The sequence below is a fragment of the Thalassobaculum litoreum DSM 18839 genome, from assembly GCF_900102465.1.
Taxonomy (GTDB): Bacteria; Pseudomonadota; Alphaproteobacteria; order Thalassobaculales; family Thalassobaculaceae; genus Thalassobaculum; species Thalassobaculum litoreum.
Genome location: NZ_FNBW01000016.1, coordinates 1 through 11,848 on the forward strand (window position 1 = coordinate 1; position 11,848 = coordinate 11,848).

Annotated in this window: 15 protein-coding genes; 6 read left to right on the forward strand and 9 right to left on the reverse strand. The window is 68.4% G+C overall.

Going from position 1 to position 11,848, the window contains the following annotated elements; all coding sequences use genetic code 11:
- The 8 genes from BLS34_RS20830 to BLS34_RS20865 form a co-directional block, all read right to left on the reverse strand.
- Positions 1 to 231: helix-turn-helix domain-containing protein (locus BLS34_RS20830; protein WP_175474263.1), on the reverse strand; the 231-nt coding region annotated here is incomplete at its 3' end.
- Between the two features lie 104 nt (positions 232 to 335).
- Positions 336 to 1,082, reverse strand: a complete 747-nt coding sequence (locus tag BLS34_RS20835; protein ID WP_093153554.1) for a CoA-transferase — start codon at positions 1,080 to 1,082, stop codon at positions 336 to 338.
- Positions 1,079 to 1,903, reverse strand: coding sequence for a CoA transferase subunit A (locus BLS34_RS20840; RefSeq protein ID WP_028794607.1), 825 nt, complete (start codon positions 1,901 to 1,903; stop codon positions 1,079 to 1,081). Before BLS34_RS20840 ends, BLS34_RS20835 begins: the two co-directional genes overlap by 4 nt.
- Positions 1,904 to 1,990: 87 nt before the next feature.
- Positions 1,991 to 2,779: an SDR family NAD(P)-dependent oxidoreductase gene (locus tag BLS34_RS20845; protein ID WP_093153556.1), complete on the reverse strand. Its 789-nt coding sequence runs from the start codon at positions 2,777 to 2,779 to the stop codon at positions 1,991 to 1,993.
- Between the two features lie 302 nt (positions 2,780 to 3,081).
- A complete protein-coding gene (locus BLS34_RS20850; RefSeq protein ID WP_093153559.1) occupies positions 3,082 to 3,792 on the reverse strand; it encodes a nitroreductase in 711 nt (236 codons plus the stop codon).
- A complete protein-coding gene (locus tag BLS34_RS20855) occupies positions 3,789 to 4,544 on the reverse strand; it encodes a sulfite exporter TauE/SafE family protein (protein ID WP_038014121.1) in 756 nt (251 codons plus the stop codon). Before BLS34_RS20855 ends, BLS34_RS20850 begins: the two co-directional genes overlap by 4 nt.
- Before the next feature lie 33 nt (positions 4,545 to 4,577).
- Positions 4,578 to 5,060: a GNAT family N-acetyltransferase gene (locus BLS34_RS20860; RefSeq protein WP_215906184.1), complete on the reverse strand. Its 483-nt coding sequence runs from the start codon at positions 5,058 to 5,060 to the stop codon at positions 4,578 to 4,580.
- Positions 5,057 to 6,238 (reverse strand): divergent polysaccharide deacetylase family protein, encoded by a 1,182-nt coding sequence (locus BLS34_RS20865; RefSeq protein ID WP_093153561.1) that lies wholly within the window; start codon positions 6,236 to 6,238, stop codon positions 5,057 to 5,059. Before BLS34_RS20865 ends, BLS34_RS20860 begins: the two co-directional genes overlap by 4 nt.
- 89 nt (positions 6,239 to 6,327) lie before the next feature.
- Here BLS34_RS20865 and BLS34_RS26030 point away from each other — a divergent pair, with 89 nt between their 5' ends.
- The 6 genes from BLS34_RS26030 to lexA all read left to right on the forward strand — a co-directional run bounded on the left by BLS34_RS26030 (position 6,328) and on the right by lexA (position 11,404).
- Positions 6,328 to 6,960 (forward strand): anthranilate synthase component II, encoded by a 633-nt coding sequence (locus BLS34_RS26030; RefSeq protein WP_175474323.1) that lies wholly within the window; start codon positions 6,328 to 6,330, stop codon positions 6,958 to 6,960.
- Positions 6,957 to 7,988, forward strand: a complete 1,032-nt coding sequence (trpD, locus tag BLS34_RS26035; RefSeq protein WP_175474324.1) for an anthranilate phosphoribosyltransferase — start codon at positions 6,957 to 6,959, stop codon at positions 7,986 to 7,988. The genes BLS34_RS26030 and trpD overlap by 4 nt, the downstream gene beginning before the upstream one ends.
- Positions 7,988 to 8,794, forward strand: coding sequence for an indole-3-glycerol phosphate synthase TrpC (gene trpC, locus BLS34_RS20875; RefSeq protein WP_093153564.1), 807 nt, complete (start codon positions 7,988 to 7,990; stop codon positions 8,792 to 8,794). The genes trpD and trpC overlap by 1 nt, the downstream gene beginning before the upstream one ends.
- Before the next feature lie 18 nt (positions 8,795 to 8,812).
- The gene (gene moaC / locus BLS34_RS20880; protein WP_028794600.1) at positions 8,813 to 9,289 is read left to right on the forward strand and encodes a cyclic pyranopterin monophosphate synthase MoaC; all 477 of its coding nucleotides are present in this window, start codon (positions 8,813 to 8,815) and stop codon (positions 9,287 to 9,289) included.
- Positions 9,282 to 10,535 carry a molybdopterin molybdotransferase MoeA gene (locus tag BLS34_RS20885; RefSeq protein ID WP_093153566.1) on the forward strand — a complete coding sequence of 418 codons (1,254 nt, stop codon included), beginning with the start codon at positions 9,282 to 9,284 and terminating at the stop codon, positions 10,533 to 10,535. The genes moaC and BLS34_RS20885 overlap by 8 nt, the downstream gene beginning before the upstream one ends.
- 152 nt (positions 10,536 to 10,687) lie before the next feature.
- Positions 10,688 to 11,404, forward strand: a complete 717-nt coding sequence (gene lexA / locus BLS34_RS20890; protein WP_028794598.1) for a transcriptional repressor LexA — start codon at positions 10,688 to 10,690, stop codon at positions 11,402 to 11,404.
- A 105-nt stretch (positions 11,405 to 11,509) separates the two neighbouring features.
- Here the strand turns inward: lexA and BLS34_RS20895 are convergent, their stop codons facing one another.
- The gene (locus BLS34_RS20895; RefSeq protein WP_093153567.1) at positions 11,510 to 11,812 is read right to left on the reverse strand and encodes a hypothetical protein; all 303 of its coding nucleotides are present in this window, start codon (positions 11,810 to 11,812) and stop codon (positions 11,510 to 11,512) included.
- Positions 11,813 to 11,848: the final 36 nt, after the last annotated feature.

The window sequence follows — 11,848 nt, forward strand, 5'->3', positions numbered from 1 at the left end:
ATCAACAAGATCGAGAATCTCGTCGCCAACGGCCTCGATCCGACCAGATCGCCGATCACCGCCCATCGGACGTGCTGACCAGGTCCCCGTCGATCGCCATTTCTGCACCCATTTGATCGCGGTCGACACACCGACGCCAAAGCGCTCTGCCGCCGCACGGCGGGACATCCCGCCCTCGACCGCCTGGATCACACGTTCTCGAAGGTCATCGGAAAAGGCTCGCGTCATCATGGCTGGCCTCCAATCCCCAGCCATGATGGTGAATCAGATTCGTGCCAAAAACGGAATCCCCTACGATTCCCTCAGGTGCGAAAATGCTCTAGCGCCTGTGCCCCTTAAGCCGCCTTCTCCAGCCCGAAGACCCGCTTGGCGAAGCCCGGATAGATCTCGGCGATCTCGGTGGCGATGCGGCCGCGCATCAGGGCCAGGGTCTCGGCGTCCGGCAGCGGCGTGGTCGGCACCTCCGCCGGAACGTCGTATTGAAAGCCGGTATTCTCCGCGATGCTCTCGACCGTCTCGCCCGGATGCACGCTCTTCAACACGAAGCGGCGGTTGTCCTTGTCCACGTCGAACAGGCAGCGGTCGGTGATCATCGCGAAAGGGCCGCCCGGGCGGTACACGTTCGGCTCGGAGAAGCCCGGGGCGGAGATGAAATCCACCTGCTCCACCAGTGTCCGCCTGGTGTGCTCCAGGCGGAACAGGATCACCCGAGGCACCACGTAATACAGATAGCCCGACCCGAACGAACCCGGGAACCGCGCCTTGGGCAGGTCCGGATCGCCGATGGAAACCAGGTTGATGTTGGCCTTGCCGTCGATCTGGGCGCCCGACAGGAAGAAGGCGTCGATCCGCCCCTGCCCGGCGCAGTCGAACAGCTCCTTGCCGCCGTCGGAGAAGAAATTGTGCTCCTCCGAGCCCAGCACCGACACCCGCGTGGCGCCACCGGACCGCGCCCGGGCCAGCAGGGCCGCCGCCCCCGGCACCGGCGAGGACGCGCCGACCGCCACATGGCGCAGCCCATCCAGCATGCCGGCGATGGTGTGGATCAGGATCTCTTCCAACTGCACATCGGAACCGCTCATTCCGCCGCCTCCCGGCCGGTCACATATTCCGCCAGATAGGCGGCGAACCCGTCTTCCGTCTTCGCCATCTCGGCATAGCGCGCCAGATGCCCCTGATCGGCGACCAGGTCGGTGGCGGGCAGGCCCTGGGGCCAGCTCCCCTCCTTCGCCTCGGCCAGCGCGGTGACGTAGAGGCCGGGGATGGTGCCGGCCTTGGTCGCCGGATCGGCCATCAGGTCGCCGTCGACGATCTCCTCCACGGTCACCAGCGTGTCGCGGGCGGCATGGGCCATGACCATCAGCTCGCGCCGCACGCCGATCCAGACATTGCCGTGACGGTCGGCCTTGGCCGCGTGGAACACCGCGAGGTCGGGGGTAAGCGCCGGAATCGCCACCACCGGGTCGTTGTCGCCGAACGGGTTGTCGATGACCTTCCAGTCGTCGCGCCGGGCCAGGATGTCGGAGCCGATCAGGCCGCGCATGACCGAGAACGGCGCGCCCCGTTCCGCCGCCTGCAACCCGGCGTGGATGGCGGGACAGGTGGCGTCCTTGACGATGATGCTGCCGGCCTTCACCGCGGCGGTGAAGCGCGGTGCGAGGCCATGCTCGCCCAGGGTCACGGCCGAGGTCTCGGCCACCTTCACGCAGCCCGCCCCGATCAGCAGGTCGCCGTGATAGCCGAAGACCGGCACGCCCACGAGGTGCAGGTCCTTCACCCCGCGCCGGATCACCGCCCGCCACAGGGCGTTGGCGCAGCCGGAATAGTCCGGCGGCAGGGCGATCGTCGCGCCGTCCGTCACTCTGGCGGCGAGCGCGTCAAGGCTGGTCACCATCTCGGTCATCGTGTCCTCCCGATTCTTGGCGCAAGTCTGCGCCCGCTTTCCGCGCCGATCAACGGCCGCGCCGGCACCGGACCGGTGCCGGTCGGCCTATTGGCCGAAGCCCTCCACCGGGGCGACATAGCTGCGGTAGGTCGTGTTCGGCGCGTAGCCCGCGTCGACCGGCAGGGTGACGCCGGTGATGGCGGCGGCGGCGTCCGACAGCAGGAAGGCGATCGGCTCGGCGATGTTGCGCGGGGTGACCAGGATCTTCAGCGCGCCGGCATCGCGGATCGCCTCCGGGTCGCGGTGGCCGCTGTCGATGCGCGCCTGGATCGCCGGGGTGATGGTGTAGGTCGGCGCGACCGCGTTCACCCGGATGCCGTGGATGCCGTATTCCACCGCCAGGATCTCGGTCAGGGCCTTCACCGCCACCTTAGAGACGTTGTAGCTGGGGATCGGCAGGGCGGTGAAGCTGTTGATCGAGGCGAGGTTGACGACAGCCCCGGCCTGCCGCGCCTTCATGCGGCGGCAGGCGGCGACGTTCACCGACCAGGTGCCGCGGTAGTTCACGTCCATGATCCGGTCGGCCTCTTCCCGGTTCATGCGCTCGGTGGTCATGGCGTTCTGCAGGATGCCGGCGGAATGCACGACCGCCCCGACCGCGCCGATCTCACTCTCAACCCGGTCGAAGAAATCCTCCACCGCCGTGTCGTCGGCCACGTCGAGCGCCAGCGCGTGGGCGGCGGCCCCGGCGGCCTTCAGCTCCTCGGCGGCCTTGGCCGCGCCCTCGGCGTTCATGTCGGCGATGACGAGGGTATCGCCCCGTTCCGCCAGCACATCGGCGCAGGCCCGGCCGATGCCGCTGGCACCGCCGGTGATGACACTGATCCGACTCATGGTTTCCTCTCCCGGGGCTGGGCCCTCTGGTGTTCTGGTTGTTGGTGTTTGGTTGGCGCGATCATGGCAAGCGGGCGGGTGTGGCGGCAATGGGGGTTCTGATGCCGCCCACCCACCGTCTCCTCGGCCCTGAGAATGCGAGTGAATGGAAATCCACCCGTCTCCCCGGCCCTGCGCCGGGGTCCAGAGAGGGAGCGTGTTGGAACGCGTCCGCCCTTACTTCGGCGCTCCATCAAGTGGAGGGCTGGGTCCCGGATCAAGTCCGGGAAGACGAGATAGGGTTGGAGGGTGCGCGTGCCTACCTACTCCCGGAAGGTCACGAAATCGTCGAGCGGCGCCCGTTCCGTGATCAGCGTGTTCTCCGGCCGCTCCCAATCCGCGTAGCCGAGCGACATGCCGCAGACCACCGCCTCCATCTCGTCCAAGTCCAGCGTCTCTCGGATCACCTTGTGATACGGCGCGAAGGCCGCCTGGGGGCAGGTCTCCAGCCCGTGGGAGCGGGCGACCAGCATCACGTTCTGCAAAAACATCCCGTAGTCCAGCCAGGAGCCGATCTCCAGATCCCGGTCGATGGTGAAGACCAGCCCCACCGGCGCGTCGAAGAAGGTGTAGTTGCGGCCGTGCTGCACATGCATCTTCTCGGTGTCGCCCTTGGCGATGCCGACCAGGCCGTAGAGATCCCAGCCCACCTTGCGCCGGCGCGCCAGATACGGCTCGCGGAAGTGCTTGGGGTAATAGGCCCACTCGCCCTTGTGCTCCGCGCCGCTGTCGAAGGCGGTCATAATCGCCATGGACAGGTCCTCCCTGGCCTTGCCGGTGAGGACATGGACCTTCCAGGGTTGCATGTTGGTGCCGGACGGCGCCCGGGCGGCGATCTGCAGGATGCGCTCCACCGTCTCCCGCGGTACCGGATCGGGCTTGAAGCCGCGCACGGAACGGCGCTGGCCGACGGCCTCTTCCACCGGGTTCAGGTCGGAAATGGGGAGCGGGATACGGGGGGCATGATCTGTCATGCCGCGACGCTAGCCAGTTCCCGCCCGATCATCCAGATCCCCAGTAGCAACAGTGCCGTGAAAAGCGCGCGGCGAAAGGCCTGCTCCGACAACCGACCGCGCAGCCGCCGGCCGATCTCCATCCCTAGGAAGGCGGGAATCACCCCGACCAGGGTGCCGAGCGCCGCCCCGCCGCCGATCAGCCCGCGGCCGCCGAGGCCGAGCGCCAGGGCCAGGGTGGCGACCGTGAAGGTGGCCCCCATCATCTGCACCAGCCGGTCGCGGCCGAGCGCCAGGGACTGCAGATACGGCACGGACGGGATCACGAAGGACCCGGTCATGCCGGTCAGCAGTCCGGTGATCAGCCCGCAGGCCGGGCCGAGCCAGCGCTCGCGCTCCCCCGGCTGCGGCCAGGGCGGGGTCAGCAGGCCCAATGCGGCGTAGAGCGCGATGGACGCGCCGAGCAGGATCACCAGCAGGTCGGTCGGCACCGATGCGACCGCGCCGGACGTCGCCAGGGTGCCCAGCGCCACCGCCGCCAGGAACGGCCAGAACCGGCGGAGCATCGCCGGGATGCCGCCTCCGGTCAGCGCCTGTTGCAGGTTGGTCAGGAAAGAGGGCAGCAGCATCGCCGCCATGGCCGCCGGCAGGCCGAGAATCGGGGTCAGCAGCGCCAGGCTAACGGTCGGCAGGCCGAGTCCGACCACGCCCTTCACCAGTCCGGCGAGCAAAAGAACGCCGGCGATGACGGCAAGATGCGTGAGATCGGTCATGGGGCGACGATAGGCACCGGCGCCGACCGGACGCTACGGTGCGGACCGAAGCATCTCGTAATGCGGGATACCGTCTTCGTCATAGGGCCCCATTACGGCGGCATAACCCAGGCTCTCGTAGAACGCCTTCAGGTACCCCTGCCCGTTCAGCCGCACCGCCGGGGTGCCAAAACTGGCCTCGGAGAAGCGGTGGCATTCGGCCATGAGCAGCCGGCCCACGCCCCGTCCCCGCGCCGCCGGCGTGGTCAGCACCCGGCCGACCGCCGGCTCGGCGTAATAGTCGCCGGGCGCGAACAGCCGTGCGTAAGCCAGCAGCACGCCGTCGCCCGGATGCCCGTCATAGCCGAGCAGGTGCCAGGCGGCCGGATCCTTGCCGTCGATCTCCGGATAGGGGCATTCCTGCTCCACCACGAAGATGTCCACCCGCGCCTTCAGGATCGCGTAGAGCTGGTCCCGGTCGAGCTGGTCCCAGCGGTGCCAGCGCCAGGTCACCGGCGGAAGTTGCGCCGCGCTCACGGCCGGCTCGCCTGCTGGGTGGCCATGCCGCGCCGAACGTTCAGCACGGCGGTCAGCGGCACAAGCGTGAACCCGGCGGCCTTGGCCTTGGGGATCCACGCCTCCAGCACGTCCAGGGTATTGTCGCGCGGATGCCCGATGGCGATGGCGGTGCCGGCCTTGCGAGCGATCTTCTCGGTCTGCTCCAGGCGCATCGCCACTTCCTCCGGGCTGTCGGTGTTGTCGAGGAAGACGTCGCGCGCAGTGGTCGGCACGCCATAGGACGCGACGGTGGCGGCGGCCACGCTCTTCGGCGAGGTCAGGCTGTCCAGGAACATCAGCCCCCGGTCGCGCAGCCCCTCGGCCACCAGACGCATGCCTGCCTCGCTCTCGGTGAACAGGCTGCCCATGTGGTTGTTGATGCCGACATAGCCGGAGAACCGGGCGAGATCCCAGTCCAGCCGGCTCAGCACCTCGATGGCGCCCAGGCGCATGTCGAGGGCGTTCGGCCCGGGGTCGGCATCCTCGCCATGCGGCTGCATGGGGATGTGGACCAGCAACTCGTGCCCCGCCGCGCGGGCGGCGGCGGTCTGTTCCTCCAGCCCCTCGGCATAGGGCAGAAAGGCCAGCGTCACCGGTGCCGGCAGCGCGATCGCCCGGTTGGAGCGCCGGGTGTCGATGCCGAGGTCGTCGAGCACGATGGCGATGATCGGCGCCCCGCCGGACAGATCCGCCGGCACCGCATAGCGGCGCCAGGCCGGTAGGCTGCCGTCGTCCACCGACGGCTTCGGCGGCAGGGCGGCCACCTGGGCCGGAGCGCTCGCCGGCTTGACCGCCGTCTCGGCCGGTTTCAGGGCCTCCACGGCCCCGGTCATCTTCGGCAGCGGGATGCCCGCCGGCACGGCCGCCGCTTTCGGCGCCTCGGCCCTGGGCTGTGCGGGTTTCGGCGTCGGAACCGGAGGCCGACCCGCGGTCAGGGGCGCGGGCTGGGTGGCGATCTGGGGCGAGCCCAGGAGATCGCGACTCGCGCTCAGTTCCGGCAGGCTCGTCCCGCCGGCGATCCACGCGCCCACGGCGATGCCGCCGCCGAACAGCACACAAGCCGCGACGGACGCAACGCCCGCACGCCGCAGCAACCCGCCGCCGGGCGGGATCGCCTTCTTCGTGCTCCGTGCGGGCTTCTTGCGCTGTGCCGCCATGCTAGCCGCTTCTCTGCCGGGACCGGGGTTGATAAGGTAGCATGCAACGGCTAGTCCGCTACATAAACAACCGTCTCCAAGCGATTGAAATGTTTCTGCTGATCGATAATTACGACAGCTTCACCTACAACCTCTACCACTTCCTCGGGGAACTGGGCGCGCGGTTCGAGGTGCGGCGGAACGACAAGATCACCGTGGACGAGATCGTCGATCTCAACCCGGAGGGCATCGTCATCTCGCCCGGTCCCTGCGATCCGGACCGCGCCGGCATCTGCCTGGAGCTGGTGGAGCGCTGTGCCGCGACCATTCCTATGCTGGGCGTGTGCCTCGGCCACCAGACCATGGGCCAGGCTTTCGGCGGCACGGTGACCCGGGCGCCGGTGCCGATGCACGGCAAGGTGTCGGAAGTGCATCACACCGGCACAGGCGTGTTCGAGGGTCTGCCCTCGCCGTTCGAGGTGACCCGCTACCACTCGCTGATCGTGCCGACCGACGGCTGGCCCGACGTCCTGGAGAAGACGGCCTGGACCGAGGACGGCATCGTCATGGGGCTGAAGCACCGCGACTACCCCTGCTACGGCGTGCAGTTCCACCCGGAGAGCATCGCCTCGCAGTTCGGTCACCGGATGCTGGGCAACTTCCTGCGCCTGGCCGGCTTCAACGGCCAGCCGATCCAGCCGATCGAGGAGATCGAGGCCCGGCTGAAGAGAACCGGGACATGAGCGGCGATCTGGGGGACATGAAGACCCTCATCGCCCACGCCGCGACCGGGGAGTCTCTGAGCGAGAGCCAAGCGGAGAGCGCCTTCGACATCATCATGTCGGGCAACGCCACCCCGGCCCAGGTCGGCGGCTTCCTGATGGCGCTGCGCGTGCGCGGCGAGACCGTCGCCGAGATCACCGGTGCCGCCCGCGCCATGCGGGCCAAGGCGCTCAAGGTCGAGGTGCCGGCCGACGCCATGGACAATGTCGGCACCGGCGGCGACGGGGCGAAGACCTACAACATCTCCACCGCCGCCTCATTCGTGATCGCCGGTTCCGGCGTGCCGGTGGCCAAGCACGGCAACCGGGCGCTGTCCTCGCGCTCCGGCGCGGCGGACGTGCTGACACATCTGGGCGTGAACACCGACTGCGACATGAAGCTGGTGAAGAAGGCGATCGACGAGGTCGGCATCTGCTTCTTCATGGCGCCGCGCCACCACAGCGCCATGCGCCACGTGGCCGGCCCGCGGGTCGAGCTCGGCACCCGCACCCTGTTCAACATCCTGGGGCCGCTGTCCAATCCGGGCATGGTGAAGACCCAGCTCGTCGGCGCCTTCTCCCGCGACTGGATCGTGCCGATGGCGGAAACCTTGGGCAAACTCGGCTCCACCCGCGCCTGGGTCGTGCATGGCGACGGCCTGGACGAGCTGACCCTGTCCGGGGTGACCCATGTGGCGAGCCTGCAGGACGGCAAGGTCGAGACCTTCGAGGTCACGCCGGAGGATGCCGGGCTGCAACGCGCCCCGCTCGATGCCGTGCGCGGCGGCGACCCGGAGCACAATGCCGCCGCCCTGCGCGCGGTGCTGGACGGCGCCAAGGGTCCGTATCGCGATATCGTTCTGCTGAATGCCGGCGCTGCCCTGGTGGTCGCGGGCAAGGCTGCCGATGTAAAGGCCGGGGCTGAAATGGCCGCCGACAGCATCGACAGCGGCAAGGCCAAGGCAAAACTGGACGCCCTGGTCGAGATGACCAACCGGGAGAGCGCCTGATGCGCGACGTTCTGGCGGAGATCTGTGAGCACAAGTGCGGCGAGATCGCCGAGCGCAAGGAACGGCGCTCGCTGGCCGAGCTGGAGGAACTGGCGAAGGCCGCGTCCGAGCCACGCGGCTTTGCCAAAGCACTTAAGACCGCGTCCAAGACCGGCTACGGCCTGATCGCCGAGATCAAGAAGGCCTCGCCGTCTAAGGGCCTGATCCGCGAGGATTTCGATCCGCCCGCCCTCGCCCGCGCCTATGCCGAGGGCGGGGCGACCTGCCTGTCGGTGCTGACCGACGAGAAGTATTTCCAGGGCAAGGACGCCTATCTGGAGGCGGCCCGCGCGGCCGTCGACCTGCCGGCCCTGCGCAAGGACTTCATGCTCGATCCCTACCAGATCGTGGAGGCCCGCGCGCTCGGCGCCGACTGCATCCTGCTGATCATGGCGGCCCTCGACGACACGCTCGCCGCCGAGTTGGAAAGTGCCGCCAGCGGCCTCGGCATGGACGTGCTGATCGAGGTGCATGATTCCGAGGAGATGGAGCGGGCGCTGAAACTGTCCTCGCCGCTGATCGGGGTGAACAACCGCAATCTGAAGACCATGACCACCGACCTCGCCACGGCGGAGAGTCTGGCCTCCATGGTGCCCAAGGACCACACCCTGATCGCCGAGAGCGGGCTGTTCACGCCGGAGGATCTCGGCCGCATGGCCCGGATCGGCGCGCGCTGCTTCCTGATCGGCGAGTCGCTGATGCGCCAGGACGACGTGACCGCGGCGACCCGCAAGCTCCTGGCGGATCCCCTTCCCGCCGTCGCCTGAACCCACGGGCCAGAGAGAATGAGCGACTTCACGCATTTCGACGCCGCCGGCAAGGCGCATATGGTCGATGTCGGCGGCAAGGAGGAGACCGAGCGGGTCGCCACCGCCCGCGGCTCGGTCTACGCGTCCGCCGAGACCATCGCCCTGATCCGCGACGGCGGGGTGAAGAAGGGCGACGTGCTGTCGGTCGCCCGGCTCGCCGGCATCATGGGGGCCAAGCGTACTCCGGACCTGATCCCGCTGTGCCATCCGCTGGCGCTGACCTCGGTGAAGGTGGCGCTCACCATCGACGAGGCCCGCGACGCGGTGGACATCGAGGCGACCTGCAAGCTGAAGGGCCGCACCGGCGTGGAGATGGAGGCGCTGACCGCTGTCTCGGTCGCCGCGCTCACCGTCTACGACATGGCCAAGGCCGTGGATAAGGCGATGCGGATCGGCGATATCCGGCTGGTGGCCAAGTCCGGCGGCAAATCCGGAGACTACAGGGGTGAGTGACGACCTGCTGCCGGTATCCGACGCGCTGGCCCGCATCCTGTCGGCGATGAGTCCGATGCCGGCGGAGACCGTGGCGCTGACCGAGGCGCTGGGCCGGGTCACCGCCGATCCGATCACCGCCCGACGCACCCAGCCGCCGGTCGCCGTCTCCGCCATGGACGGCTATGCGGTGCGCGCCCAGGACGTGGCCAGCGTGCCGGCAACCCTCAAGCGCATCGGGGCCGCGCCGGCCGGCGGTCTGTTCGAGGGCACGGTCGGGCCCGGCGAGTGCGTGCGCATCTTCACCGGCGGCCCGGTGCCGGACGGGGCCGACGCCATCGTCATCCAGGAGGATGTCGACGCCGACAGCGAGGAGGACGGAGCCACCGTCACCGTGCGCGAGGGAGCGGCCGCCGGAACCTATATCCGCCCGGCCGGGCTCGACTTCCACGAGGGCGATCTCGGCATCGCCGCCGGACGACGCCTGAGCGCCCGCGATATTGGCCTGGCGGCGACCATGAACGTGCCGTGGATTTCGGTGCGCCGGAAACCGCGCGTCGCGATTCTGTCCACCGGCGACGAAATCGTGCGTCCGGGCGAGCTGACCGATCCGATGCGGATCGTCTCCTCCAATGCCTATGCGCTTGCGGCTGTGGTCCGGGCGGTCGGCGGCGAGCCAGTCGATCTGGGCATCGCCCCGGACGACGAGGGTGCGCTGCGACGCCTGGCGGCCGGTGCGCGGGGCGCCGACATGCTGGTCACCACCGGCGGTGCCTCGGTCGGCCGCCACGACCTTGTGCAGAAAGCCCTGCGCGACACGGAGTTCGGCGCCGACGCCCTGGAGGTCGGCTTCTGGAAGATCGCCATGCGGCCGGGCAAGCCGCTGATCTTCGGCCGTTTCGCCGGGGTGCCGATGCTGGGACTGCCCGGGAATCCGGTGTCCACGGTGGTCTGCGCCACCGTGTTCCTGCGTCCGGCCCTGGAGACCATGCTGGGCCTGGAGACGGTCGGGGGCCAAGAGGAACAGGCGGTTCTCGCCGTCGATCTAAAGGAGAACGACAGACGTCAGGACTACGTCCGCGCCACCTGGGAGATGGGAGACGACGGTCGCCGCCATGTACGCCCATTCCCGCGCCAGGACAGTTCGATGATGTCGCGCCTCGCTGCCGCCGATTGCTTGATCGTCCGGCCGGCGCACGACCCGAGTCGCAAGGCCGGCGACACCGTGCGCGTGCTCTGCCTCGCCGGCGACTTCCTGTCTATTTAAGCGAGTCGCGCCGGATACTGTCCCCCGACTTATCCACAGGCCTTGACCTGCCGGCGGATCAAAAGTAGAACATCGGTGTTTGTACCATGTTTGTTCGCTCAGGCGCAGGCTTCCCAGCCGGGCGCGGTGGCGGCGGAAAGTCGAGGGACCCGATGCTCACCCGCAAGCAGCACGAACTGCTGATGTTCATCCACAAGCGGCTGGAGGAAGGCGGGGTCTCCCCCTCGTTCGACGAAATGAAGGAAGCGCTGAACCTCAAGTCGAAGTCCGGCATTCACCGGCTGATCACGGCTCTGGAGGAACGCGGCTTCATCCGACGACTGCCCCATCGGGCGCGGGCACTGGAAGTGCTGAAACTGCCCGAGGTGGCGGGAGCTGCGACCGCTGCCGAGCCGTCACCGGCGATCCGCGGCTTCGCCCCCAACGTAATCCCCGGCAATTTTCCGATGCGCAGCGGCGGCCGCGAGCAGCCGTCCGACAGCGACGGCGGGTTCGAACTGCCGCTCTACGGCCGGATCGCCGCCGGTACCGCGATCGAGGCGATCAGCGACCCGACAAGCACGGTGTCGGTCCCGCTCTCCATGGTGGCGGGCGGCGAGCACTACGCCCTGGAGATCGCCGGTGATTCGATGATCGAGGACGGCATCTTCGACGGCGACACGGTGATCATCCGGCGCTGCGACACCGCGGAGAACGGGTCCATCGTCGTCGCCCTGATCGACGAGCGGGAGGCCACCCTCAAGCGCCTGCGCCGCAAGGGCAACTCGGTCGCGCTGGAACCGGCGAATGCGGCATACAAGATCCAGATCTTCGGTCCGGACCGCGTACGTATCCAGGGACGTCTGGTCGGACTGATCCGCAATTACTGATATAAATGGAGGCGGATCTGCCCGAACACCGGGCGGATCCGCTTCGGATGCCTGAGAGAGTGCGCGCCGTCGTGAGCCGGCAGTTCCGCGCCGACCGCTCGGCGCTCAGCCGCCGGAATGCGCGAACAGGTTGCCCCAATCCACGCCCTTGATTTCCTTGACCCGCTTATCCTCCGACCGGCGCTTGTTGCGTTCGACATGCGCCTTGTCCATGGCGTTGGACCGGATCTGCTTGCGGTTGGAAAGGGAAATCTGCCCGAAGAGATTGGACGCCCAGCGCTCCCGCGCGGGGTTGTCGGTGGACGCCGCCTGCTTGATGGCGACATAGGCGAGGTTCTTCTTGCCGACAACCTCGGCCACCGAGTCCGCGAGAATCGCGAACGAGCATTCCCGTACCGGCATGCGCATCACGACTCCCCAATCTTCCCCAGGCACAACTTATAT